The 25202-nt window shown below is 37.4% G+C and carries 30 protein-coding genes; 18 read left to right on the forward strand and 12 right to left on the reverse strand.

Translation table 11 applies throughout. From position 1 onward, the window contains the following. Positions 1-9 precede the first annotated feature (9 nt). Positions 10-105 carry a YjcZ family sporulation protein gene (locus RRV45_RS07190; protein WP_315668122.1) on the forward strand — a complete coding sequence of 32 codons (96 nt, stop codon included), beginning with the start codon at positions 10-12 and terminating at the stop codon, positions 103-105. Positions 106-181: 76 nt separating this feature from the next. Here the strand turns inward: RRV45_RS07190 and RRV45_RS07195 are convergent, their stop codons facing one another. Both RRV45_RS07195 and RRV45_RS07200 read right to left on the reverse strand, forming a co-directional pair. Next, a complete protein-coding gene (locus tag RRV45_RS07195) occupies positions 182-364 on the reverse strand; it encodes a hypothetical protein (RefSeq protein ID WP_315668123.1) in 183 nt (60 codons plus the stop codon). Positions 365-585: 221 nt separating this feature from the next. After that, the gene (locus tag RRV45_RS07200) at positions 586-1128 is read right to left on the reverse strand and encodes a DUF3267 domain-containing protein (RefSeq protein ID WP_315668124.1); all 543 of its coding nucleotides are present in this window, start codon (positions 1126-1128) and stop codon (positions 586-588) included. A gap of 277 nt (positions 1129-1405) precedes the next feature. On the opposite strand from RRV45_RS07200, the gene RRV45_RS07205 reads away from it, so the two are divergent. Beyond that, positions 1406-1741 carry a DUF1878 family protein gene (locus tag RRV45_RS07205; protein WP_315668125.1) on the forward strand — a complete coding sequence of 112 codons (336 nt, stop codon included), beginning with the start codon at positions 1406-1408 and terminating at the stop codon, positions 1739-1741. Between the two features lie 3 nt (positions 1742-1744). Here RRV45_RS07205 and RRV45_RS07210 read toward each other — a convergent pair whose 3' ends face one another. Continuing rightward, on the reverse strand, positions 1745-2320 hold the full coding sequence (locus RRV45_RS07210) for an HTH-type transcriptional regulator Hpr (protein ID WP_315668126.1): 576 nt from the start codon (positions 2318-2320) through the stop codon (positions 1745-1747). Between the two features lie 284 nt (positions 2321-2604). Beyond that, positions 2605-2973 (reverse strand): YtxH domain-containing protein, encoded by a 369-nt coding sequence (locus RRV45_RS07215; RefSeq protein WP_315668127.1) that lies wholly within the window; start codon positions 2971-2973, stop codon positions 2605-2607. 231 nt (positions 2974-3204) lie between these two features. Here RRV45_RS07215 and RRV45_RS07220 point away from each other — a divergent pair, with 231 nt between their 5' ends. Beyond that, complete coding sequence (locus RRV45_RS07220; protein WP_315668128.1) at positions 3205-3396, forward strand: hypothetical protein; 192 nt, start codon at positions 3205-3207, stop codon at positions 3394-3396. Positions 3397-3451: 55 nt separating this feature from the next. On the opposite strand, the gene RRV45_RS07225 is transcribed toward RRV45_RS07220, so the two are convergent. The 4 genes from RRV45_RS07225 to RRV45_RS07240 all read right to left on the reverse strand — a co-directional run bounded on the left by RRV45_RS07225 (position 3452) and on the right by RRV45_RS07240 (position 7313). After that, positions 3452-4806 (reverse strand): IS3 family transposase gene (locus tag RRV45_RS07225; RefSeq protein ID WP_315668129.1). Its coding sequence is split into 2 segments (ribosomal slippage): positions 3452-4353 and positions 4353-4806, totalling 1356 coding nucleotides; the frame shifts between segments, so codons are not numbered across the junction. Between the two features lie 112 nt (positions 4807-4918). Then, positions 4919-5452: a tryptophan transporter gene (locus RRV45_RS07230; RefSeq protein WP_315668131.1), complete on the reverse strand. Its 534-nt coding sequence runs from the start codon at positions 5450-5452 to the stop codon at positions 4919-4921. A gap of 129 nt (positions 5453-5581) precedes the next feature. Beyond that, positions 5582-6664: a 3-phosphoserine/phosphohydroxythreonine transaminase gene (gene serC, locus RRV45_RS07235; RefSeq protein WP_315668132.1), complete on the reverse strand. Its 1083-nt coding sequence runs from the start codon at positions 6662-6664 to the stop codon at positions 5582-5584. Between the two features lie 220 nt (positions 6665-6884). Next, on the reverse strand, positions 6885-7313 hold the full coding sequence (locus RRV45_RS07240) for an HIT family protein (protein WP_315668134.1): 429 nt from the start codon (positions 7311-7313) through the stop codon (positions 6885-6887). A 614-nt stretch (positions 7314-7927) separates the two neighbouring features. On the opposite strand from RRV45_RS07240, the gene RRV45_RS07245 reads away from it, so the two are divergent. The 3 genes from RRV45_RS07245 (at position 7928) to RRV45_RS07255 (ending at position 10822) form a co-directional block, all read left to right on the forward strand. Next, positions 7928-8668: an ABC transporter ATP-binding protein gene (locus RRV45_RS07245; protein WP_315668136.1), complete on the forward strand. Its 741-nt coding sequence runs from the start codon at positions 7928-7930 to the stop codon at positions 8666-8668. Beyond that, positions 8661-9872, forward strand: coding sequence for an ABC transporter permease (locus RRV45_RS07250; RefSeq protein ID WP_315668138.1), 1212 nt, complete (start codon positions 8661-8663; stop codon positions 9870-9872). Before RRV45_RS07245 ends, RRV45_RS07250 begins: the two co-directional genes overlap by 8 nt. 224 nt (positions 9873-10096) lie before the next feature. After that, entirely contained in the window at positions 10097-10822 is a 726-nt protein-coding gene (locus tag RRV45_RS07255) for an EcsC family protein (RefSeq protein ID WP_315668140.1), read from the forward strand. Between the two features lie 20 nt (positions 10823-10842). On the opposite strand, the gene RRV45_RS07260 is transcribed toward RRV45_RS07255, so the two are convergent. Then, the gene (locus tag RRV45_RS07260; RefSeq protein WP_315668142.1) at positions 10843-12051 is read right to left on the reverse strand and encodes a M20 family metallopeptidase; all 1209 of its coding nucleotides are present in this window, start codon (positions 12049-12051) and stop codon (positions 10843-10845) included. Positions 12052-12172: 121 nt separating this feature from the next. On the opposite strand from RRV45_RS07260, the gene RRV45_RS07265 reads away from it, so the two are divergent. Then, a complete protein-coding gene (locus RRV45_RS07265; protein ID WP_315668143.1) occupies positions 12173-12826 on the forward strand; it encodes a phosphatase PAP2 family protein in 654 nt (217 codons plus the stop codon). A 58-nt stretch (positions 12827-12884) separates the two neighbouring features. Here RRV45_RS07265 and RRV45_RS07270 read toward each other — a convergent pair whose 3' ends face one another. Further along, on the reverse strand, positions 12885-13394 hold the full coding sequence (locus RRV45_RS07270) for an antibiotic biosynthesis monooxygenase family protein (RefSeq protein ID WP_315668144.1): 510 nt from the start codon (positions 13392-13394) through the stop codon (positions 12885-12887). 211 nt (positions 13395-13605) lie between these two features. Between RRV45_RS07270 and hemE the strand changes: the two genes are divergently transcribed. The 3 genes from hemE to hemY are packed head-to-tail and all read left to right on the forward strand — an operon-like array spanning position 13606 to position 17078. Further along, a complete protein-coding gene (gene hemE, locus RRV45_RS07275) occupies positions 13606-14652 on the forward strand; it encodes a uroporphyrinogen decarboxylase (protein WP_315668145.1) in 1047 nt (348 codons plus the stop codon). Between the two features lie 30 nt (positions 14653-14682). Then, complete coding sequence (hemH, locus tag RRV45_RS07280; protein ID WP_315668146.1) at positions 14683-15618, forward strand: ferrochelatase; 936 nt, start codon at positions 14683-14685, stop codon at positions 15616-15618. 26 nt (positions 15619-15644) lie between these two features. Continuing rightward, positions 15645-17078, forward strand: coding sequence for a protoporphyrinogen oxidase (gene hemY / locus RRV45_RS07285; protein ID WP_315668147.1), 1434 nt, complete (start codon positions 15645-15647; stop codon positions 17076-17078). Positions 17079-17166: 88 nt separating this feature from the next. On the opposite strand, the gene yhfH is transcribed toward hemY, so the two are convergent. Further along, entirely contained in the window at positions 17167-17301 is a 135-nt protein-coding gene (gene yhfH / locus RRV45_RS07290) for a protein YhfH (RefSeq protein WP_315668148.1), read from the reverse strand. Between the two features lie 215 nt (positions 17302-17516). Between yhfH and RRV45_RS07295 the strand changes: the two genes are divergently transcribed. The 6 genes from RRV45_RS07295 to RRV45_RS07320 all read left to right on the forward strand — a co-directional run bounded on the left by RRV45_RS07295 (position 17517) and on the right by RRV45_RS07320 (position 23390). Then, positions 17517-18251, forward strand: coding sequence for an MBL fold metallo-hydrolase (locus RRV45_RS07295; protein WP_315668149.1), 735 nt, complete (start codon positions 17517-17519; stop codon positions 18249-18251). Between the two features lie 13 nt (positions 18252-18264). After that, the gene (locus tag RRV45_RS07300; RefSeq protein ID WP_315668150.1) at positions 18265-19251 is read left to right on the forward strand and encodes a lipoate--protein ligase; all 987 of its coding nucleotides are present in this window, start codon (positions 18265-18267) and stop codon (positions 19249-19251) included. Between the two features lie 151 nt (positions 19252-19402). Then, a complete protein-coding gene (locus RRV45_RS07305) occupies positions 19403-20179 on the forward strand; it encodes an enoyl-CoA hydratase-related protein (RefSeq protein ID WP_315668152.1) in 777 nt (258 codons plus the stop codon). 192 nt (positions 20180-20371) lie between these two features. Beyond that, positions 20372-21391 carry an ABC transporter substrate-binding protein gene (locus RRV45_RS07310; RefSeq protein WP_315668154.1) on the forward strand — a complete coding sequence of 340 codons (1020 nt, stop codon included), beginning with the start codon at positions 20372-20374 and terminating at the stop codon, positions 21389-21391. A gap of 219 nt (positions 21392-21610) precedes the next feature. Continuing rightward, positions 21611-22621, forward strand: a complete 1011-nt coding sequence (locus tag RRV45_RS07315; RefSeq protein ID WP_315668155.1) for an ABC transporter permease — start codon at positions 21611-21613, stop codon at positions 22619-22621. Continuing rightward, entirely contained in the window at positions 22596-23390 is a 795-nt protein-coding gene (locus tag RRV45_RS07320; RefSeq protein ID WP_315668156.1) for an ABC transporter ATP-binding protein, read from the forward strand. Before RRV45_RS07315 ends, RRV45_RS07320 begins: the two co-directional genes overlap by 26 nt. Positions 23391-23447: 57 nt before the next feature. Here RRV45_RS07320 and RRV45_RS07325 read toward each other — a convergent pair whose 3' ends face one another. Beyond that, positions 23448-23999: a helix-turn-helix domain-containing protein gene (locus RRV45_RS07325; protein ID WP_315668157.1), complete on the reverse strand. Its 552-nt coding sequence runs from the start codon at positions 23997-23999 to the stop codon at positions 23448-23450. Between the two features lie 144 nt (positions 24000-24143). On the opposite strand from RRV45_RS07325, the gene RRV45_RS07330 reads away from it, so the two are divergent. Next, entirely contained in the window at positions 24144-24872 is a 729-nt protein-coding gene (locus RRV45_RS07330; protein ID WP_315668158.1) for an AzlC family ABC transporter permease, read from the forward strand. Then, a complete protein-coding gene (locus RRV45_RS07335; RefSeq protein WP_315668159.1) occupies positions 24865-25170 on the forward strand; it encodes an AzlD domain-containing protein in 306 nt (101 codons plus the stop codon). The genes RRV45_RS07330 and RRV45_RS07335 overlap by 8 nt, the downstream gene beginning before the upstream one ends. Positions 25171-25202 lie beyond the last annotated feature (32 nt).

Genomic DNA, 25202 nt, shown 5'->3' on the forward strand with positions numbered 1-25202 from the left:
GGATGCAATATGTCAAAAGGAGCTGGACACGGATTCGGAGGCGGATTTGCCTTAATCGTTGTTTTATTTATCCTATTAATCATCATTGGAGCATCTTGGCTTTAATGAATGACATAAAGAATCATCCATCCTAAAATGAAAAACCGGCGGGGAGTATATTCCCGCCGGTTTTCTGCATCATTTAAGCATAAAGAATCTCTACAAATGATGATATGAGAAGAATTGTAATTAAAATATTAATCGTTCTAAACACTGTAGGCTGTCGCTCCTCAGGGATTTCCTTCTGGAGACAAAGCGAGTTGGTCATTTTGTTAATATTAAATAGGATAAAGACGGCAAAAATAATAAAAAAAATGGAGATCACCGAAGATTCCCTCCTTTACATTTATGAAGAAAAAAGGTAGGGTCTGGGCTATTCGCGTAAATAGCATTTCAGACAGCCTAAATCCGATTGTATGTTATTTACAATAACAAAAAATCCGGAAAAAAGATAGTCTTTAAGACTAGTGAAAACTTGGTTTTATCAAATTCCTGAAAAAGGCATCCATTATCGGATACCTTTTTATCTATTACACAATTTTGTTATCATTTTTTGTGCAGCAATATTTCAATTCCATCATCATTCTCTTCAATATATGAACAATTCGGTGCGAAAAGCACATTCTTTACACAAATAAAATCGGAGAGACATAGTCCAACATGATAAGCTAGAATGATGGTAAAATAATGTAAATAATGAGGGTACATATAACAAGCAAAAATCAAAATACTATTAATTACGATAAAAGGTGCAAAAAGCGCAAAAATAAATTGCCATTTTGAAATCGGTTCAAAAACCTTTATTTGAATGAAAGGTAAAAAGCCATATTTTAATGATAATTCCTTTTTTACTTTATTTACGTGGTGTGCTAATGGTAAAAAGTGAAAAAGTTTATGAAGCGGGTAAATAAGCAAGAGACCAAGAATTAATAAGTAAAAATAATTGTCATGGTATGAATGTGCCTTAAATAAAAACTGCGCAGGCACATATACAAAAATAAATGTCAGTAACATAGTTAATGAAGACAAAATGAAAAGTCTTTGTGAGCCATACTGTCTAGAAAAGTTAATCGTCTTCCATGAATTCATGGTATCATACCTCCATAAGGAGAAAATAGTTCTTGAAGGAATATTGAAATTAAAATAGAAATCTTTGCAGGAAAAGATTCTTCTAAAATCTTTTTCTTCAAACTTACTAAGATACTTTACGCTTAATGTTTAAAAAAATCAATAGGAAAAAAACATGGATTTTGTCGAATTGTGGTACGGTTTATGTTTAAATAATAGATGATTAAAAACTAGAGGCAGTTGGTCTAGACTGCGTGCGATAGCGGTATAAAACACAGTCAGGGGGAATAGGGAAGTAATGGATATAAATGAGGTAATGAAAAGAATGAATAAGTTAGAATATCACCAGAAGCTTTTATTAAAGGTAATTGAAAATAGAAATTTGGAATTTTTTAAATTAATTGTTGAAAAGTCGTTAACTGAAAGGGAAGTTAAAGATTTCTTCAGACTTTGTGAAGAATTGAGCATGGAATTAGAAGAACAAAAAGCGGAAGGGTTTGTCTACTTTCATCCGCTTTACAATAAATTTAAATATGGCTTACATAAGAATCTTGAACCTAAGGAAGTTGTCCAAGCATGTTTAGCACAAGGTTTATTTTCTTCTCTGATGTCCGAATTTGTGAAATATCCTTAAAGATTATACTGATTCCTGAAGAGTGCTTTCATTTTTCAGCAGCTTTCCATCTTCCTCTATGAAATCATTTTCAATATTATTAAATGATTTTTCAAAAATCTCCATAAAGTCCTCTCCATATATATTTCTCACTATAGCCATAATTTCAATGATTTCTGGAAACTTTCCATAAAGCTCTCTTAAAGGTCTTGCTCCTGAGAACACTGCATATTGATCTGGGTCGTATGTCTCCATTAATTGCAATAAAACATTTTCGCCTTCTTCAGTAATCTGGATATACGTATTTCTTTTGTCGCTTTCCTTTTTTGAAAATTTTAGTAAACCGCGCTCTTCAAGCTTTTTGGAGAAGTTAAATGCTGTTGATACATGCATTACCCCAAACTTAGCCACATCAGAAATAGATGCCCCTTTTAAGTGATAGGCAATCCATAATATATGGTGCTCATTGATGTTTAAATCAAAGGGCTTAATCCATTGCTGCCAATCTTTTTCGATGGATTTCCATAAGGCTTTACTAAGTTGAGCAACTCTTTGGCTGAAAATCATCGCTTCCTTCATTGAATACATTTTTTCTGTCATAAAACTATTCACCTACTTTTCTAGTTCTCTATATTCATTATGCCAATAAAGTAAAAATTAATAAAGAAAAAAATTTACTAAATTTTTAGAAATTACTTCTTATAGCTATTTTTCTTCAAGGTAATGAAACAACTAATGATTTCTTGAAAAAATTTTTTCGAAACTAAGGACAAACTTAAAAAATGAAGGTTGGGCAATGTCACTTTATTAATATATTTATTTTCGGCTTAAAATGAAAAAATCCTTCTTTTTATTAAAATAAAAAAGGATTTTTTTTGAAATGATTATTTTTTATAATTTTTGAGATCTAAACTATTTTCTAGATCTGAAATAGCCTCTTCAATCACATGAATTTCCTTATGAAGGATTTGCTGGTTGGATTGGATATCTCGCTTCCATTCATCAACCATCGTTATCACATCTGATGAAAATTCAGCAATGATGACTTTACCTTCTTTACTGGCTCTTACAGCCGTATCCTTTAAATCAATGATCTGACTTTTCAGTTCAGCCATTTGTTTCTGTATATTTTTTACATTTTCTATTAAATTTTGTCTCGTTTCTTTTCCGGAATTTGGTGCTGTTAATAAAGTACTAATTCCTGAAGCAGAACCGCCAATAAAAAAACCGATAAGTAATGATTTTGCTTTCATTTTATCACCTCATAGAATTGCTTATTCCCCTGTTTTTTCGGACACTTCGACTCACTTTCCCATTAATACCAATTTTACTACGGATTTAAACATATCGACAAAGAATAATGAAAGCCATTTTTATTTTAGTATGAACCAATCATTACTTCCTTTTACATACGAGCAGGGATTGTAGCATAAAGATAAAGAAAAGAGATTATATGCTTGCTATAAGAAAGTGAGGGGGTCCGCATGTCAGGGATAACAACAGGATTTATTACAATTGGGGCCGTTCTGATTACCGGTGGCGTATATTTCATGCTAGCTATGAGAAAGCCAGGTTTTTACCCGCCTAAATATATATTGAAAAAAAGAGCAGCTGCTTTAGGAGCCGGAGGGATTGTTTTAATGTTACTGGGTGCCTTTATGTATAGTTTGCAATAAAGTAAAAACCCGCTTATTATGAAGTGACCCCAAAAAGTTAGACACGGTTATTTCATCAGGCAGCTTGAGTAAAATGAGTTCGGTATTGCACCGGACTCATTTTTAATTTTGCCTTCATCCGTTTCGTATTATAGTAATTGATATATTTTTCTAATTCTAATTTAAAATGTTCTACACTTTCAAATTCCTTTAAGTAGAGGAATTCCGACTTCATAATACCAAAGAAGTTCTCCATCACCGAGTTGTCATAACAGTTTCCTTTACGAGACATACTTTGTACAATGCCCCTGGACTCAAGCGCATGCCGATATTTCTTCATTTGATAATGCCAGCCTTGATCTGAATGCATCAGTAGCTGGTGGTCCTCTGGCAAGCGCACTAAAGCTTTCTCCAACATATCTGAAACTAGTGAATACGTTGGTCTAGAACCAATTGTATATGTAATTATTTCTCCATTAAACAAGTCTAAAACAGGCGATAAATAGAGTTTTTCACCAAATAATTTAAATTCCGTAATGTCTGTTACCCATTTTTCATTTGGGGCATCTGCGGTAAAATTGCGGTCTAATATATTAGGCGCAATTTTACCAACCGTACCTTTATATGATTTATATTTTTTCATTCGCACTAAGCACTTTAAACCTAACTCTTTCATGATACGTTGAACCTTCTTATGATTCACTTTTTGCCCACGGTTCACTAGCTCATCACGAATACGACGGTACCCATAACGACCTTCGTGTTCTTCATAAATCGCTTTGATTTCCACTTTCAAATCGGCATCTGGATCTGGTTGACCCATTCGCTTCACTAGATCATAATACGTGCTGCGTGGAATACCAGCGAGTTCCACGAGTGCTTTCACCGGATATTTATGCCTTAATTCATAGATTACTTGCGCTTTGTCTTGTTTGGTGATTTTTCCTTGTTTTGAACTAAGGCATTCAACTTTTTTAAATACTCGTTTTCCATTTCCAGTTGTTTAATACGTGCTTCAAGTGCTTCAGTAGAGCCTTTGACCGGTTCTGGTTTAGGTTGTTGATTGGATTCCTTTTTCATGGATAAACGCCCCTTTTTCTTTGATTGAAGGGCATCAAATCCTTGTGTTTCAAATAGTTTTCTCCAAGCAATAATTGTTGAAGGGGCAGGAATCCTAAATATCGCTGCCGTTTCATTTAAGGACGTACCATGTTCAATCATGTAATTTAATACGTCTAGTTTAAACTGTTGTGTGTAATTTTTACAAGGCTTAATAAAAGCTTCAACACCATTATATTCGTATTGTTTGACCCATTTTAGGATTGCTTTATGATCGGTCCCTAAAGATTTAGCTATTTCAGATGAACTCTCACTTCCATTTAAATAGCGTTGAACTGCTTTTAATTTATCTTCTGTAGTAAATTTGGCCATAGAAAAACTGCACCTCCAATTGTTAGATGGTGTCTAACAATTGGGGTGCAGTTCATTAATGAAGCGGGTTTTTGTTTCACGTTATTAATCAATAAGCTTACCATCTGCGCCATTATTTTGTAACAACGACTGTTGAATCATTTAGTTTTGTTCTCTTCACAATTGAAAGCGCCACTGGATATAGAACAACCATTACGATCGTATTAACTGCAGCTGTTGGCAAAACAACTGCTGCGAATAAAGCAGTGAATGGTCCAGGCAAACCGACGATAAATAAAGCTGACGATAAGAATACAATCCCAGATACAATCGTACACACCGCTGTAAGAATGGCAGCACTAACAATGGACTTTTGGAATTTCTTTAAAGCTAAGAATAATCCTAAGAATACAAATGCAGTAATCGGTTTATCAATGATATTTGGAATTAGGCCACCAGGGAATGTAGTTGTTAAACCAGCTATAATTCCTGTTACTAAACTAAGAAGCAACACACTCTTTTTATTTGGAAAAAGAATAATTCCAATAAACATCATTGTTAACATCATATCTGGCTTCATTCCAAAAAAGAATCCCGGAACAACTGCATGCAATACTGTCCCCATCCCAACTAAAAGGGCTAGGGCTACAAGATTTTTCGTATTCATTTCTCATCTTCTCCTCTGCTATACTAAGCTATTAATATTTGTTTCTTCTGCAGTGCACTCGTTGCCTGCAGCAAGAAACTTGCACTTATTATACCATACATTGATTTATATTAAAGAGTAATTTTTCAGTTAATAATTATTTTTAAATGTTTTCATAAACTTCGCAAGCTGCTCAACATGTTCAACTGGGATAGCGTTATAAATCGACGCACGGCAGCCTCCAACAGAACGGTGTCCGTTCAAGCCAATGAAGCCAGCTTCTTTAGCTTGCAGGAGGAAACTTTTTGAAGCTTCCTCATCTTTTAAATTAAAGGTAACATTCATCTTGGATCTGCAGTCTCTCTCAGCGTGTCCAATATAGAATCCTTCACTTTCGTCTATACAATCGTAAAGGATTTTCGCTTTCTCTTCGTTTCTCTTCTCGATGACTGGCAATCCGCCCTCTTGCTGGACCCACTCAAGGACAAGCTTTAACAAATAGATGGCTAAGGTTGGAGGTGTGTTGTAAAGAGAATTATTTTTTGCGAAAGTATTGTAATTAAGCATGGTTGGCAGTGAACTATTTGAATGGGAGAGGAGTTCTTTATTCATAATCACAACTGTAACTCCGGATGGTCCCATGTTTTTTTGTGCCCCGGCATATATAAGATCGAAATCCTCAATATTGATTGCTTTACTTAAAATATCACTAGACATATCAGCAATTAAAGGAACTTCCTTATTGGAAGGAAATTGACTCCACTGAGTGCCATAAATCGTATTATTGCTTGTAATATGAAGATAAGCTGCTTCCTTTGAAAGCTCAATGTCATGACCAGTAGGTATGAAACGATAATTTTCATTCTTACTTGAGGCAGCCACATGAGTTTGCCCAATTTTTTCGGCTTCCTGTAATGCTTTGTCAGCAAAAACACCAGTTAAAACATAATTTCCTACCTTTCCTTCTGTAATCAAATTCATTGGAACCATTGAAAATTGCAGACTTGCTCCGCCTTGAAGGAACAGAACTTCAAAACTGTCTGGAATCGATAGGATGCTTCTTAATAAATCTTGTGCTTTTTGATGAATCGCTTCATATTCTTTGCTTCTGTGACTTAATTCCATAACAGCCATGCCACTGCCGTTATAATTAAGCCAATTCTTCTCTGCTTCTTGTAAAACTGATATCGGTAGAGCAGCTGGTCCCGCATTAAAATTAAATGCCCTTTTCATAGTAGTCCCTCCAAAAAGAATAAGTTAAGTCGACAATTTGCCTTAACGCTGTAATGAGTTAAAAAGATAATCTTATGGTAACAAAAAAAAATCATTTGTACAGAAGGAATTAGGAACTTTCCGAAAAAAATATAAAAATGTGACAGTTGAAAAAATATAAAAAGGGCCTTCCAAAATGTTGGAAGAGACCCTTTAAGTTCGTGGATAATTATACTCTTTTTTATTTCGTTCCGATTCTACTATTAATTCCTTTTGCTATTTCTTGTAAAGCCTCTGGGCTATATTCAGAATTATGTGTTTTCCAGACAGCGCCAAAGCCATCTCCTTTGCCATAACGTGGGATTAGGTGCATATGGAAATGGAATACTTCCTGCCCAGCGTCCTTGCCGTTATTCTGCAAAATATTCATACCTAAAGGTTCGCAATCCTCTTTAATTGCATTTGCAATTTGCGGAACTGCTTCAAAAAGCGTTCTCGCTGTTTCAGCATTCATATCAAAAATATTTTCATTATGTATTTTTGGTATTACTAATGTATGCCCTTTTGTTACCTGGCTAATATCAAGAAAGGCTAATACATGCTCATTTTCAAACACCTTTGCTGAGGGAATCTCTCCATTCACAATTTTGCAGAAAATACAATTGCTCACTTAAAAACACTCCTTCTCCCATGATTATTCATATTTTACCTATAATACCATAATTAATAAACGGATAAAAGGCAGGATCCGCTAAGGGATCCCGCCTTCATGAAGGGGATTGCTTCTATTAAATACGTTTCTAATTCAGGTCATTCCCTTTGATAAACACCTCATTTATTGAATGATTGTGTTTACTTTTAGAGAGATGCGATCATTGTTCAAGCTGACCATCCCCAATTCTTTATAAGTTTTTGCTAAAACGTATAAAGCTGGATATTGTCTTTAACAAACACCTCATTTTTTAAGTGTAGTGTTGTTATTCGCTTTGATCTTCTTGGTTAATTAGAACATTGCCCAATGTAACCATCCCCTTATTTTTAAACGTTTGAAGCTTAGCCTATATTGAAATGTTCATTGTCTGCGACAGACACCTCATTTCAAAATTTGATAATTCTTTAAGTTATCAAATAGCTTGTTTCCCCTTCATAAATTAGAATACCCGCATGGGATTTTCATATACATGTTTTAGAAAAGATTTTTTAATAAAATGGATGAGCAAATTGGACAATTGGAGCAAGTGTTTTTTACAATGGGGATAGTAAATAGGGAAGGACGTTTTTAACATGGCTCTTTTGCAAATTGAAAATGTGACGGGCGGATACACGAAAAATCCCGTGTTAAAAGATATATCTTTTGAGGTATATGAAAAAGAACTTGTTGGTTTAATTGGTTTAAATGGTGCCGGAAAAAGTACAACGATTAAGCATGTGATCGGGTTAATGGAGCCGCATAGCGGATCAATCACAATAAATGGAAATAGATTTCATCAAGATAAGGAAGCATACCGAAAGCAGTTTACCTTTGTGCCAGAAACACCGATATTATATGATGAATTGACTTTAGAAGAACATCTGAAAATAACAGCGATGGCCTATGGGTTGAAACGCGAGGATTATATGGAAAGGGCGGACAAGCTTCTTAAGGAATTCCGCATGGAAAAAAGGCTTAAGTGGTTTCCTGCTCACTTTTCAAAAGGAATGAAACAAAAGGTGATGATCATGTGTGCTTTTTTAGTTCAGCCGGACCTTTATATTGTCGATGAACCTTTTGTCGGGCTTGATCCGCTTGGTATTCAATCCCTTCTTGATTTAATGAAGAAAATGAAAGAAAACGGTGCGGGAATATTAATGTCCACTCATATTTTGGCAACTGCGGAAAGATATTGTGACCGCTTTGTCATATTACATGAGGGAAAGATTCGGGCAAAAGGTACATTAAATGAACTAAGGGAGCAGTTCTCTATGCCGGAAGCTACATTAGATGATATTTATATTGCGCTTACAAAGGAAGAAAATTATGTTTGATGAGAAAAAGCTGTGGAGAGAGCGGTTCAATCAAAGAATGAAGGAGTTTTCTCGTTATTCACGATATATACTTAATGGTCACATAGTTATTGTCTTGATTTTTTTACTTGGAACGGCGGCTTATTATTACCAGGAGTGGTTAAAAACAATTCCTGAGCAATTTCCGGCAGCGGCCATTATGGCTGTTGTGATTGGATTACTGTTAACTTACAGTCCGATTAGTACATTTCTATCTGAGGCAGACAAAATATTTCTGCTTCCGTTAGAAAGCAAGCTCTCACGCTATTTCTTCCGCTCAATCACAGTGAGCTATGCCGTACATGCATATCTTATTTTTCTTGGTCTTGGTGTTTTTATACCAATGTACGCAAGGGTGAATGACGGGAACTTTGATAAGTTTATGCCTTTTTTATTCGTGATTTTAATAATAAAAGTGCTGAATGTCATTATCCGCTGGAAGGTTCAGTATTTTGTTGAAACAAAAGTTCATATCATTGACTCGTTTGTAAGATATGCGATCAATACGGTTTTCCTTTTCTTTCTCTTTTCGAATGCCAAGATTATTTTTCTGATTCCAGAGGTCGTGTTATTAATGGGATTATTATTCTTCTATCAGAGAAATACAAGGGATAAAGGTTTGAAATGGGAGTATCTAATCGAGATGGAAGAGAGAAGAATGACTTCTTTTTATCGGCTAGCCAATTTATTTACCGATGTTCCGAAGCTAAGGGATCATGTTAAGAGGCGTAAATGGCTTGATTGGGTGTTCAGCAGACTATCCTTTGCACAACAGGATACTTTTAGCCATCTTTATGTAAGGACCTTTCTGCGGGCAGGTGATTACTTCGGATTATATGTCCGATTAACTCTCATTTGTATTGGTGTTTTTTATTTTATTTCCTTTGGATTAGGTCAAGCCTTCATTGCGCTGCTTTTTATTTATTTAACAGGTTTTCAATTACTTCCTCTTTGGAACCATTATCAAAATAAACTTTGGATCATGCTTTATCCGATCAGGGAGGAGATGAAAGAAAAAGCCTTTAAGCGACTGCTTTTAATGGTTTTATATTTACAAACTATTTTATTAGCCATAGCGATTTTATTAAAAGGCGATGTGATGGCAGCTATCATTACTCTAATAGCCGGAATAGGATTTGCTTACTTATTTACAAATGTATATATAACAAAGAGACTGAAGTCATGAGAAAAGCGCAAGCGCCTTGTTCACCCCCGACAAGCACAAGACGAGCCTCTCGGAAAGGTGTACTTTACCTTTCTGGGAGGATTGGCTTGTGACCTCGAGGGGGTAGGCGCTGGAGCTAGACAGTTCTCAAACTCGAGAAAAGTTATACTTTCTTTTGAAAAAAACTGAAACCATTCATTCTCCTTACCGTATTTAATAGAAGGAAAGAAAAGGATGGGTAGCTTATGAATGAATATGAATTGCAAGCATATAAAGAGATAGAAGAGTGGAAACAAAAACTATTAAAAAAATCTGGGATGTTAAATCGCTTATCAAAAAAAGCACAAACAAAGGTGAATAGCCTAATCCCGGAAAAGGCTCATCAAATCCTGACAGACAGTATTAAAAAGATGGTAAAGGCAACACTTGTCGGCTCAAATTTAACAACGAGAAAAAAACAATTCACAGGCCATTCTTTAAAGGAAATGGATAAACAGTTTTCTGAAAAATTTTCGTCCTATAAAAAAACAGCAATTATCGAGGGTGCAGGGACTGGAGCTGGAGGTTTTATTCTTGGTTTAGCTGACTTTCCGCTACTTTTAACAATAAAAATGAAATTTCTCTTTGAAGCCGCAGCCATCTACGGGTTTGATACAGATGAATATGAAGAACGGTTATTCCTGCTTCATGTGTTCAAGCTGGCTTTTTCAAGCGATGAAAAGAGAAGGGCTACTTTTGGGATTGTTGAAGAATGGGATGCGAGAAAAGCTGAGATTGCTGAAATGGACTGGAGAGAATTTCAGCAGGAATATCGGGATTACATCGATTTTGTCAAAATGCTTCAGCTAGTTCCAGGCATTGGAGCGGCTGTAGGTGCTTTTGCGAACAATAACTTAATGGAGCATCTTGGTGAAACAGCGAAAAATGCGTATCGGATGCGAGTATTGAAAACAGCCCCAAAGCTTTATTAGCTTTGAGGCTGTTTTTGTTTTTAGTTTAAGACCTCTGCACCGCTGTCTTCATTTTTTATAGTATGACAATTTAATGCAGCAGAGCCAAGTGTTTTGGCCGCGAGTAGCATTGCTTTTTCATCGATATCAAATTTAGGATGGTGATGTGGATAATTTTCATCTGTATTTTCTGGCTTCGCACCGGTGAAGAAGAATGTTCCTTTTACATGCTGAAGATAATAAGCAAAGTCTTCTCCGCCCATTTGCGGTTCTGTTTCTACCACTTCAGTTACTTCTTCAATATTTAGTGCGCAATTGATAAGGAATTCTGTTTCGTCTTTGTGATTAACAACAGCCGGGTATCCTCTTGCATACAAGTAATCGTATGTGCTATCCGCTGTGTAGCATGTTCCTTTTACAATCCGTTCAATTTCTTTTTCAATATTGGTACGGACTTCTTCATTAAAAGTACGAACGGTCCCGCCAAGTTTTACTTTATCAGCAATGACATTAAAGGCATTTTCTGCAATAAAGTAGCCGACCGTTACAACAGCAGAATCAATGGGATTGACTTTTCTGCTGACAATTTGCTGCAAGTTCACGACTAGCTGAGAAGCCGTAACAATTGCATCCTTCGTTCTATGCGGCTGTGCTCCATGACCGCCTTTTCCCTGAATCGTAATTTCAAAACGATCTGCTGCTGCCATTACTGGACCAACTCGATATTGAATGGTACCAGTTGACTCTGAAGCCCATAAATGTGTGCCAAATATGACATCGACACCTTCTAAACACCCATCTTCAATCATAGAAATAGCCCCGCCTGGTGCAAATTCCTCAGCATGCTGATGGATCATCACATATGTACCTTGGAGCTCTTCCCGCATTTCATGAAGTGATTTGGCGAGAACGAGCAATGTAGCAGTATGGCCATCGTGTCCGCAAGCATGCATAACACCTGGTACAAGAGATTTGTACGGCACATCCTTTTCATCTTGAATCGGAAGGGCATCAAAGTCGGCTCTTAAAGCGACTGTTTTTCCCGGTTTGCTTCCATAAATCTTAGCAACAACACCATTTCCGCCGACATTGCCTCGGACTTCAATTCCTAATTTTTCATAGTAGGATTTAATATAATTTGCTGTTTTCACTTCCTTAAAGGAAAGCTCAGGATGCTGGTGTAAATAGCGTCTTATTGAAACCATTTCTTCATAATAAGTTTCTAGTTTGGCAAATAATTTATTAAGCATAGCCACTCTCCTCTTATATGTATTTTGAATATTATAACACTGTTGTTGAATAGGAGTGAATGTTTTTGCTAAAATAAGGGACGTGTGTAAAAAAGGTTAGCAGAAAGAGGGAAAGGTAAATTTGGAATTCAGAAAGTCGCTTGTTACATATGTATTGATAGTCATTTCCGCTTGTATTTTCATTTATTTTGCCTTAGCGGTAAGAAGCGGAGAGCCATTACGTTTCGATCAAAATGTGAATTCGTTTTTGTTAAGTCTATTTAAGGAAAACTCTTATCCGTTTTTCAAAGCCCTTAATTTGATAGGTTCCTCAAAGGGAATTGGATTAATAGCACTTGCAGTTATATTACTATTATGGATGAAAAAAAGGGACTATGTCGGTATGGCTGTGTTCACCTTAACAATCGCAACTGGGGCTTTGCTAAACGATTATGTTAAAGATACTACTGCACGCCCACGTCCGGAGATTGAGCACATCGTTCATGTAAAAAGTTTTAGCTTTCCAAGTGGACATGCGATGATGGGGGTTGTTTTGTATGTATTGATTGCTTACTTCCTCGTTAGTAATATCCAGTCACGAGCCGGAAAATGGCTAGTGATGTTCCTTGCAATTTTGATGATAATCATGCTAGGAGTTAGCCGTATCGTCTTACAAGTTCATTACCCATCGGATGTAGTTTCGGGCTATGCTCTAGGCTTAGCTTGGGTCCTTATGGGACTTATTATATATGAGTTTTTAAGAAAAAATGGCGTTAATCGAATAAATCGTAAGTAAAAACAGACTCTTCCATATTTTTTAAATTGGAAGGGTCTGTTTTATAGTTTAGAACGGATTATATTCTATCTTCCTCAGTGGGAATATAAAACTTCGAAATATAGGATGCACCCATAAAGATTTGAGGTTGAGCTGTAGATGATTTTGCTCCTTGAAAGAATGATTGATAGGAAGGGGAAGTTTCCCAACCCATATAGGCTTTTTCGCTCCTCCATAAAGTAAAAATGATATAAGTATTTGATTTAAGTGGCCGTAACACCCGTAAAGCAATGAAGCCAGGATTTTCATTTAAGGAGGTTTTTTCAGATTTAAATCGAAATTCAAATACTGGTTTGTCATCATCCATGACAGGTATATGATGTAATATTAAAAATCCGGAATTCTCCAAAATACCTTCGGATTTCAGAACCTCATAAGATCTAGGAACACTAAACACGGTTTTATTCGCCGTTTCATGGACCAATAATGCCCCCTCATTATTCTGCAGGAGGAGTATTGTTTCCTTGGGGTGCTTATCTTTAATTCTCTTTAGGAAATCGTAGGTACCGCTTGTCATAAAGATATTCATTTATATCTCACCTCTATGATTAGGTTAATCTTATTATTGTGCCTCGTTATCTCTGTAAATTCGTCAAATTTTCGACATTTCTTCTTATAAACTATACAACTGTAGTGGAAAGGGATACAGTAAGGATGGGCAAAAGTTGCTGGAATTTTAAATATTCCTATATATATATTACAATGAAATGCAGATAGTCTTTGAAAGGGGTTTATTTTAGATGGAAAGAATATTTAATGATACATTTTTAAGAGCAGCAAAGGGTGAGAAAACGGATCATGTGCCAGTTTGGTATATGCGTCAGGCAGGCCGTTCACAGCCAGAATACCGAGCAATAAAGGAAAAATATTCTCTATTTGAAATTACACATCAGCCTGAGCTATGTGCTTATGTGACAAAATTACCTGTTGATCAATATAACAATGATGCAGCCATACTTTATAAGGATATTATGTCACCGCTTCCTGCACTTGGAGTGGAAGTTGAAATTAAATCTGGTGTAGGTCCGGTCATTTCAAATCCTATCCGATCAACAGCCGATGTTGAAAAGCTTGGTGAAATTAATCCAGAGGAAGATGTGCCTTATGTTTTAGAAACGATCAAAATTCTTACACAGGAGCAATTGACTGTTCCTCTTATTGGCTTTGCTGGTGCACCATTTACACTTGCAAGTTATATGATCGAAGGCGGCCCTTCGAAAAATTACAATAAAACAAAGGCTTTCATGTATGCAGAACCTGAAGCATGGTTTGCCTTAATGGATAAGCTTAGTGAAATGACAATTACATATGTAAAATCCCAAATTAAAGCAGGAGCGAAGGCGATTCAAATTTTTGATTCATGGGTAGGTGCTTTAAATGTAGCTGATTACCGTGTTTTCATAAAGCCAACGATGAATAAAATCTTCTCAAGCCTAAGAGAGGAAAATGTTCCTCTTATTATGTTTGGTGTTGGAGCAAGCCACCTTGCAATGGAATGGCATGACCTGCCATTAGATGTAGTTGGCCTTGATTGGAGACTTCCTATTAAAGAGGCAAGGGAGAGAGGAATTACAAAAGCAGTTCAAGGTAACCTAGACCCCGCCCTTTTATTAGCTCCATGGGAAGTAATCGAGGAAAGAGCGAAAGCGATTTTGGATCAAGGAATGGAAAAGCCGGGCTATATCTTTAACCTTGGACATGGCGTATTCCCTGAAGTTAAACCTGAAACATTAAAGAAATTAACGGCATTTGTACATGAATATTCTGCTTCTAAGCTGGGCAACTAGAGTAGTAACAGATCTACTAGAGGTGATTAGATGACAAGGAAGAAAATGGGCCTGCTTGTAATGGCGTATGGCACTCCATATAAAGAAGAAGATATAGAACGCTATTATACTCATATTCGCAGAGGGAGAAAGCCTTCTCCAGAAATGCTAGAGGATTTACGAAACAGGTATGAAGCAATCGGCGGAATTTCTCCATTAGCAAAAATTACATTGGATCAGGGAAAAAGCCTAGAGACATTTTTAAATGAAAATCAGGAAGAGTATGAGTTTCAAATGTATCTCGGCTTAAAGCATATTGAACCGTTTATTGAATATGCCGTTAAACAAATGAATGAGGATGGCATTGAAGAAGCTGTCAGTATTGTACTTGCTCCACACTTTTCAACATTTAGCGTCAAGTCATACAATGGCAGAGCAAAAGAAGAAGCAGAAAAGCTGGGCGGTCCTGTTATCCATTCAGTGGAAAGCTGGTATGATGAGCCAAAGTTTATTCAATATTGGGTAGACCGTGTGAAATCTACTTTTGAAGGATTTCCTCAGGAAGAAAGAGAAAAGTCAGTGTTAATTGTTTCAGCTCATAGTTTACCAGAGAAGATTCTTCAATTAGGAGACCCATATCCAAAACAGCTTCAGGAAACGGCGGATTTAATTGCAAAAGGTGCTGGAGTCAAAAATTATGCTGTCGGCTGGCAAAGTGCAGGAAATACACCAGAGCCTTGGCTTGGTCCCGATGTTCAAGACTTGACTAGGGAGTTATATGAAACACATGGATACAAGGCATTTGTTTATACTCCAGTAGGCTTTGTATCGGATCATCTCGAAGTCCTATATGACAATGATTATGAATGTAAAGTAGTTACTGATGAAATTGGTGCTAGCTATTATAGACCGCCTATGCCGAACGATCAGCCAGAATTTATTGAGGCATTGGCAGCCGTCATTCTTAAAAAATTAGCAAACAAGTGAGACTAAAGTAAAGAAGGCGAAGAACTGTGTCGGAACAAAAGAAAAGGGTTGTTATTATCGGTGGTGGAATTACAGGTCTAACAGCAGCTTACTATTTGCAAAAGGAAGCAAGTGATAAAGGACTGCCGCTTGAGGTAAGACTAATAGAAGCTACCGATCGGCTAGGCGGGAAAATGCAAACCGTTATACGCGATGGTTTTGTAATAGAGAGAGGTCCCGATTCCTTTCTAGCCCGTAAGCAAAGTGCTTCCCGCCTTGCGAAGGAAGTCGGAATGGAAGATAAGTTAATCAGGAATACGGCTGGAAAATCGTATGTACTCGTTAAAGATCGCCTGCATCCGATGCCTGGTGGTTCTGTAATGGGAATACCTACACAAATAGCCCCTTTTGTTACGACCGGTTTATTTTCTTTTGCGGGGAAAGCAAGAGCGGCTGCAGATTTTATTTTGCCGAAATCAAATCCAGCTAATGACCAGTCACTTGGTAAGTTTTTTCGCAGGAGACTTGGAGATGAAGTGGTTGAAAACTTAATTGAGCCTTTGCTTTCCGGTATTTACGCTGGAGATATTGACAAGCTTAGTCTCATGTCTACCTTTCCACAGTTTTACCAGGTTGAACAAAAATATAAAAGTTTAATATTAGGCATGAAGAAATCAACTCTAGCACCGCCGAAGAGTGCGGGGGAGAAGAAAGACAAGGGTATCTTTCTGACAATTAGTACAGGCTTGCAGTCTTTTGCAGATGCAATAGAATCTAAGTTAGAGCCCAATTCTGTCATGAAGGGCTGTAAAGTTAAACGTATTCACAAAAAGGAAAATGGATATGTAATCGAGTCAAATGGGGGAGAAAGGTTGGACGCTGATAGCATTATAATGTCTGTCCCGCATCATATAACCCAATCTATTTTTGCCGATTATCGTTTCTTTGACTCTTTAAAGGATATGTCATCCACTTCTGTCGCTACCATTGCCCTTGCTTTTCCAAAAGAAGCAATTGAAAAGGATATCGAAGGGACAGGGTTTGTCGTCTCAAGAAATAGTGATTATACGATTACTGCCTGTACATGGACCCACAAAAAATGGCCGCATACTACACCAGCAGGAAAAGTACTTATTCGCTGCTATGTAGGCAGACCCGGTGATGAGGCTGTTGTGGAGCTGCCAGATAATGAATTGATAAAGATTGTCCTAAATGAGCTTAATAAAACAATGAATATTACGATGGACCCTGATTTTGCTGTCATTTCGAGATGGACAGATTCCATGCCGCAATACACGGTTGGGCATAAAGAACGAATTGAAAAGGTCAAAACGCATTTAAATTCTGAGCTTCCAGGGATAGTTCTGGCGGGCAGCTCATTTGAAGGATTAGGGATGCCTGATTGTATTGACCAAGGTGAAGCAGCGGTTAATAAGGTATTATCATTTTTAAATATGGATGAAAAAAAAGCTGTCTTGTGACAGTTTTTTTTATTCAGCTTTCCTGAGTGTACAAAAAAACCAGTCGTTATATGACGGCTGGTTTTAATATGTCTAAATGAATCTGTTATTAAATATCTTTAACACCTAGGCAGTGATCACACTTATTTCCATAGCATTCATGCTGCTCATCAATAGACTTCCCACACTCAACACATTGCTTTGCTGGTAAATTTCTAAAAAATTCGAGAATGTTTTGAATCATTTTGAATGCCTCCTAAGTTTTTCGATTAGTAAGATTATTTGTTTTTATTGTATTATAACAGATGAGTGTTGTCAATACCTGTTTCAATACAAAAATCAAAAATATAAAATTTGGTTCTTTGGCTATATATGTGTCCTAGCTCATTCCAAAATCAGAAATCTTTTTACATTAGGGTATAATATTGGTTATACATAAGTTTCTAAGGAGGTATTTTTATGAAATTTACTGTAATTGGGCATTGGGGCGGTTATCCGAAGGCGGGGGAGGCGAGTTCAGGGTATATACTGGAGCATGATGGATTTCAGCTGCTGATTGATTGCGGTAGTGCTGTTCTATCACAGATGCAAAGTATTATTCAGCCTGAGGAATTAAACGGAGTCATTCTATCACATTATCATCCCGATCACACAGCGGATATTGGCGTATTACAGCACGCCAGACTCATACAAGGCTTCTTAGGAAAGGAAATGGACTGCCTGCCAATTTACGGGCATTCAGAGGATGAAAGAGAATTTTCAAAGTTAACCTATAAAAATATTACAAAAGGAATAGCCTATGATCCTGATCAGGCTTTATCAATTGGGCCTTTTAGGGTACAATTTTTACAGACAGGCCATCCTGTTCCATGTTATGCAATGAGATTTGAAGCTGGCGGAAAATCTATCGTTTATACAGCTGATACGTCATTCAAGGATGAATTTATTCCCTTCTCTAAAGGGGTTGATTTACTAGTGTGTGAATGTAATTTCTATGGAAACCAGAATGGAAAAAACGCAGGACATATGACAAGTCTGGATGCAGGGAATTTAGCTAATGACGCCAACGCCCGGCAACTCCTTCTCACACATTTGCCACATTACGGAAACCTGGAACAATTAAAGGAAGAAGCAGCGACAAGATATAATGGTCCAATTTCACTTGCTGCCTATCAATGGTCGTTAGCCTTATAAAGGAGTGAAGCGAATGTTATTTATCGATAATAAAGGAATAACCGATCCAAGAATTAATCTCGCTATTGAGGAATATGCACTAAAAAACTTAGATATTAATGAAACATATTTACTGTTTTACATAAATGAACCATCTATCATTATTGGGAAAAATCAAAATACAATTGAAGAAATTAATACAGAATACGTTGAAAGCAATGGTATTCATGTTGTCCGCCGTTTATCAGGGGGTGGCGCTGTTTACCATGATTTAGGGAATTTAAACTTCAGTTTTATAACAAAGGATGATGGGGAGAGCTTTCATAATTTCCGTAAATTTACTGAGCCTGTCGTCCAAGCCCTGCAAAAGCTTGGTGTTAATGCTGAATTGAGTGGACGTAATGATTTAACAGCAGAAGGAAGAAAGATTTCTGGGAATGCTCAATTTTCAACTAAAGGAAAAATGTTTAGCCATGGGACCCTGCTTTTTGATTCCGAAATTGACAGCGTTGTGTCAGCATTAAAGGTGAAAAAGGATAAGATTGAGTCGAAAGGAATTAAATCCATTCGCAGCCGTGTCGCAAATATCTCCGAGTTTTTAACAGAGAAAATTACGATAGAGGAATTTCGATTGCTTCTGCTTCAAAATATTTTTGATGGGAAAGAAATTGAAGAGTACAAGCTTACCGATGAAGATTGGGAGAAAATTCATCAGCTGTCTAAGGAAAGATACCAAAATTGGGATTGGAATTATGGCAAATCTCCTAAATTCAATTTGCAGCATTCTCATCGGTTCCCGGTGGGGCAAATTGATATCCGTCTAGAGGTTGAGGGTGGAATGATTCAGCAATGTAAGATATTTGGCGACTTTTTCGGTGTGGGGGATGTAGCCGATCTAGAAGAAAGACTTACTGGATTGCGCTATGAAAGATCTGCAATTGAAAAGGCAATCGAGGATATGGATGTAAAGTATTACTTCGGGAATATTACGAAAGAGGAATTTCTAAACTTAATTTACTAGGTTCGTGCGAGCGTTTCTGATAGGGAAACGCTCTTTTTAATGGGAAAAAGAGTATGACGGACAAAATCTGTCTAATTTTTTTGTAAAGAAAGGGTTTTCACGGTATTTATCGAATTGAACATGTAGTCATTTTTATTCGAGGAGGAGTCAGATGAATTCGATTATTGTTGAGATGAAGGAGCATATTGCAGTTATAACGATAAATCGTTCAGAGGCATTGAATGCATTTAATTATGATACGTTAGTGGAGCTGCAAGAGGCGGTTGAGGCCATACGGATAAATTCAGATGTCAGGGTAGTTATATTTACTGGTTCAGGAGAGAAGGCTTTCAGCGTAGGCGCCGATTTAAAAGAGCGAAAGACATTATCTGATGTGGAAGTTCGCCGTAATATTTATAAAATCGGTGAAGTCTTTTCATTAATTGACCAGCTGCCCCAGCCAACCATTGCAGCTATTAATGGGTTTGCCTTTGGCGGCGGAATGGAACTGGCTCTATCATGTGATTTTAGAATTGCCGTTTCAGGAACATCAATGGGACTGACTGAAACGAGTTTAGCTATTATTCCAGGCGCAGGTGGTACACAAAGATTACCAAGACTTATTGGTCAGGCAAAAGCGATGGAATTAATTTTGACAGCCAAACGTTTGACCTCAGAGGAAGCATTTGAATTTGGCCTTTTAAATAAAGTAATTGACAGAGATAATCTCCTAAATGCTTGTTTTGAATTAGCAAATCAAATGCTAGCCAATGGTCCTCTTGCTCTTCAACAAGCTAAATTTGCAATTAAACAGGGAATGAACGGGGATTTACAGACCGGATTGCAAATTGAAAGGAAAGCATATGAGGTCATTATTCCGACTGAGGATCGGGTCGAGGCACTAACAGCCTTTGCAGAGAAAAGAAAGCCCAATTTTAAAGGAAGATAAGGGACACAGCCGCAGTGCTGTGTTTTTACTTTTACTATATATTGACAATCTTATATTCTCATTTCAGAAAATTTTATTAAAATAGTAAAAAAGACTTGAATTTTCACTCTTTTTAGCTTTATAATTTAGTGAATAAAAGCGAAAAAGCATAAAAGCAAAAAAGCGCAAAAGTATTCTAAGGGGGAACAACAGATGTTTAAGAAAATGAAATTAATGGCCGCAGCTAGTTTAGTAGGTGTTGCATTGCTAAGCGGATGTGGAACCGATAAGGCAACTGATGAAGGCAAAGGTTCAGGTAATGAAGCTGAAAAAACATATAAGATTGGGATTACTCAATTTGCAGAGCATCCATCACTTGATGCAGCTACAGAAGGATTTAAGAAAGCTTTAGAGGATGAAGGCTTTAAAGAAGGGGAAAATGCAGAATTCCTTATTCAAAATGCTCAAGCAGACATGAATAATACATTGACAATTGCTAACAACTTTGTCGGTGATAAAGTGGATTTAATTTTTGCTAACGCGACACCAAGTGCAGTTAGTGCTTTAAATGCTACAAAGGAAATTCCAATTCTTTTCACATCCGTTACTGACCCAGTTGGAGCTGGTCTAGTAGAAGCGCTTGATAAACCAGGTGATAATATTACAGGTACAACTGACAATCACCCAGACGGTACAGCCAAAACGATTAACTTTATTACAGAGGAAATTGGCGCCAAAAATATTGGGGTTATCTTCAACTCAGGAGAGCAAAACTCTGAAGTTCAAGCTGATGCTGTAAGAGAGCTTGCTGAGAAAAATGGAGCTAAAGTGGTAGAAGCAACTGTTTCAACTTCTGCTGAAGTAAAGCAGGCTGCTGAATCATTAATTGGACGAGTAGACGCAATTTATGTTCCAACGGATAATACAGTTGTTTCTGCTTTAGAATCAGTTATCTCAGTAGCAAACGAAAAGAAAGTTCCTTTGTTTGTAGGAGAGCTTGACTCTATGAAACGCGGTGCCGTTGCAGCGAGCGGATTTAATTATTATGACCTAGGCTACCAAACTGGTAAAATGGCTGCGGAAATTTTAAAAGGCAATAAAAAGCCATCCGAACTTCCAGTTGAACTTCCAAGCAGTTTAAAGCTTGTGATTAACAAAAAAGCAGCGGTAGATCAAGGTGTTGAAGTGAAGCAAGAGTGGGAAACTATTGGTGAATTTTACGAAGGCGAATAATACTTTTAAAGTTTGAGAAATGTCTAGCTCCAGCGCCTACCCCCTCGAGGTCGCAAGCCAATCCTCCCAGAAAGGTAAAGTACACCTTTCCGTGAGGCTCGTCTTGTGCTTGTCGGGGGTGACCACAAAGGAATGCTTCTGCGAATAATCATCGCAGGAACATTTGCCCTTTGATGTTCCGAAGGCGCTTGCGCTTTTCGATAAGAAAGGAAGATGAATATGTCGACAGCCATCTTTGGTTCTATAGAAGCAGGTGCAATCTATGCATTAATGGCATTGGGAGTCTATTTATCATTTAGAATATTAGATTTTCCTGATCTCACAGTGGATGGGAGCTTCGTGACGGGTGCTGCGGTGGCTGCAGTCCTTATTGTAGGAGGGACGAATCCATTCCTAGCAACGCTTATAGCTCTAATTTGCGGATTTGTGGCCGGCTGTATCACTGGATTACTTCATACGAAGGGGAAAATCAATCCTTTACTTTCAGGTATTCTGATGATGATTGCTTTGTACTCAATAAACTTGAGGATTATGGGCAAGTCAAATGTCCCGCTTTTATCAGAAGAAACTGTGATCACAAAATTAACAGCATTCTGGCAAGGTATTGGGCTTGATAATGGAATTCAGGCAATCTTTTCGGCAACGGGCTTCGTTCCAAAAACATGGGGAATTCTCTTCCTTATGATCATACTGGCTTTTGTTGTAAAGGTTTTGATAGATTTATTCCTAAAAACAGATTTTGGCTTAGCGATCCGTGCAACAGGAAATAATGAAACGATGATCCGCAGCTTTTCAGCGGACACAGATTTATTAAAAATAGTTGGGCTTGGTATTTCCAATGCGCTTGTCGCTTTATCTGGTGCGCTTGTTGCCCAGTACAATGGATTTAGTGATGTTGGAATGGGAATCGGGATGATTATCATTGGCTTAGCATCGGTCATTATTGGAGAAGCCATTTTTGGAGCAAAGACGATTGTAAGAGCTACATTTGCTGTTATTGGCGGTGCTATTTTATACAGAATCATTGTTACTTTGGCATTAAGGGTTGAATTTCTCGAAACAGGGGATATGAAGCTTATTACAGCCTTTATCGTTGTTTGTGCACTTATTCTGCCAAAAATCATTGATAAGCAGCGTGAAAAACAAAGGAAGAAGCGGAAAATGACGCAAGTCTTACAAAAAGCGAATGAGAGTGGTGAGCAACTTGCTGCAATTAAATCAAATTCATAAAGTTTTTAATGAAGGTACACCTGATGAGAAAATTGCTTTACAGCATATGAACCTGCATTTAAAACCAGGCGATTTTATGACCGTAATCGGCAGCAATGGGGCGGGAAAATCAACATTGATGAACCTTATCTCTGGTAAATTGATTCCGGATGTAGGCAAGGTAGTTATCGATGGGAAAGACGTTACAACTGTGAAGGAGTTCAAACGCTCAAAACTCATCGGACGTGTTTTTCAGGACCCGATGGCGGGGACTGCACCAGCCATGACGATTGAAGAAAATCTTGCTATTGCTTATTCTAGAACAGCCTCCCGCGGTTTGAAAAGAGGAGTTACAAAGGCGCGAAGGGAATTTTTTAAGGAAAAGCTTGAGACTTTGCATCTTGGTTTAGAGAATCGTCTTCAGGCAAAGGTTGGTTTACTGTCAGGAGGGGAAAGGCAGGCACTGTCTCTGTTAATGGCGACTTTCACAGAACCGAAAATCCTTTTGCTTGATGAGCATACAGCCGCACTTGATCCTTCACGCGCAGAGCTTATCACCAATTTAACAAAAGAAATTGTTGAAACGTATAAACTGACAACCTTGATGGTCACTCATAATATGCAGCAGGCTTTGGATCTAGGAAACAGGCTTATTATGATGGATAAAGGTCAAATTATTTTTGAAACGACTGAAGAGCAAAAGCAGCAATTAACGGTTGATAAGCTATTAGAAGAATTCCAGCGTATCCGTGGGGAGAAAATGAGCAGTGATCGGGCTGTACTAATCTAATAGATTAATTTCTTAAATGAAAAGGGCATATCACTTCAAGTGATATGCCTTTAAAAATTATAAATAATACATAACAGCTTGGTATTCGACTAAATCTGTACCAATATTTTTGTATGTATGATTTTTATTAGCTAAAAATCTTATGGAATTTCCAGGGGATACTTGTCTGCTTTGCTCGCCAATTTGAATTTCAAGTTCACCTTTAAGTACAGTGATATATTCTTCTACACCGTCATTATGCTTCTCTGAAAGATGCTGGCAGCCAGGATCCATTTCAACAATAAAGATTTCAAACTTTTTTCTAGGATCAAAAGGGAAAATAGGGTAGACCCGGTATTCTCCATTGCTCTCGACAATGGGGGGAATGGATTTATAATCTACAAATAATAAATCTGAGGGCTCGTCTTTTATTAGTGAAGAGAATGAGACTTGAAGTCCACTGGCAATTTTCCACAATGTTGTTACAGTTGGGTTAGATTCTCCACGTTCGATTTGACCGAGCATAGCCTTGCTTACCCCAGTTAGTTCTGAAGTAGCGTCAAGGCTGAAACCTCTGTTTTTACGAATATTCCTTAGATTTTCTCCTATATTTTTTTGAATATTTTCCATTTTGCCCTCCATATCTATTGTGCAATATAACGTCCATATGTATAATATAATATATTGGTTAGATGTGATAACATACATTATGTCTAGTATAGTATATTTTTAATCGTAAGTCTTTCTGATTTTTCAAAAAAGGTGGTGCAGCTAATGGCTGAGCTTGTATTAAACAAAACAAATTCAGATTTTAGGAAAGGATTCCAATCAGGAATTAGCATTGCAATTGGATATATACCAGTTGCATTAACCTTTGGGCTGCTGGCAAAAACAACGGGCCTGACGTTTGTTGAAACTCTCTTAATGAGTTTAGTCGTTTTTGCTGGCGCTTCCCAATATATCTCCCTTAGCCTACTTACTCTTGGCACAGGCATATTTGAAATCATTTTAACTACCTTCATTGTAAATATTAGACATTTCTTAATGTCTTCAGCTTTAAATGAAAAATGTGAAGATGATCATCTTGTCAACAAAGCTATTTACTCGTTTGGAATTACGGATGAGTCCTTTTCTGTAGCGGCCATGAAGGAAGGAATGGTTAGCACAGGTTATATGTTTGGGCTTAATTTAATCGGCTATTTGAGTTGGGTAGCAGGAACTGGTTTTGGCTTCTTACTTGGGGCCAGTCTTCCTCAGACGTTACAGGAAAGCATGACAATTGCTCTTTATGCAATGTTTATCGGTTTATTAGTACCGTCTATGAGAAAAAGTGTGAAAGTAGTGTTCCTAGCGGCTTTATCTGCCTGCTTTAATACGATATTCTCTTTAACCAATGCTCTTTCAACTGGGTGGGCCATTGTTGTGGCAACACTTCTATCTGCAGTTATCATTGAGCTAATTGAGGGAGTAAAGAAAAAGCAGAGGGGGAAAGGGAATGAGTAGTCATATCGTTTGGATGATCATTGGTATGGGCGTTGTTACGTATATTCCTAGAATGCTGCCGTTTGTTCTATTTAAGGGGAAGGAATTGCCGGTATTTCTGCAGGGTGTTCTTAAAAATGTTCCTGCTGCTACTCTAGGAGCACTTGTTTTCCCGGGAGTTTTCTTTATTAATGAGGATATATGGTTTGGGATTTTAGGTGCGGCTGCTGCCTTTTTTGTTGCGTTTCTTGGGGCAAATGTTATTCTGGTTGTCTTAGGTTCCATTGTTGTTTTATCTATCTATTCATTTATTATGTGATGAGCGTAAGCCGGTTCAAAATAGAATCGGTT

The organism is Bacillus sp. DTU_2020_1000418_1_SI_GHA_SEK_038, assembly GCF_032341175.1.
Taxonomy (GTDB): Bacteria; Bacillota; Bacilli; order Bacillales; family Cytobacillaceae; genus Cytobacillus.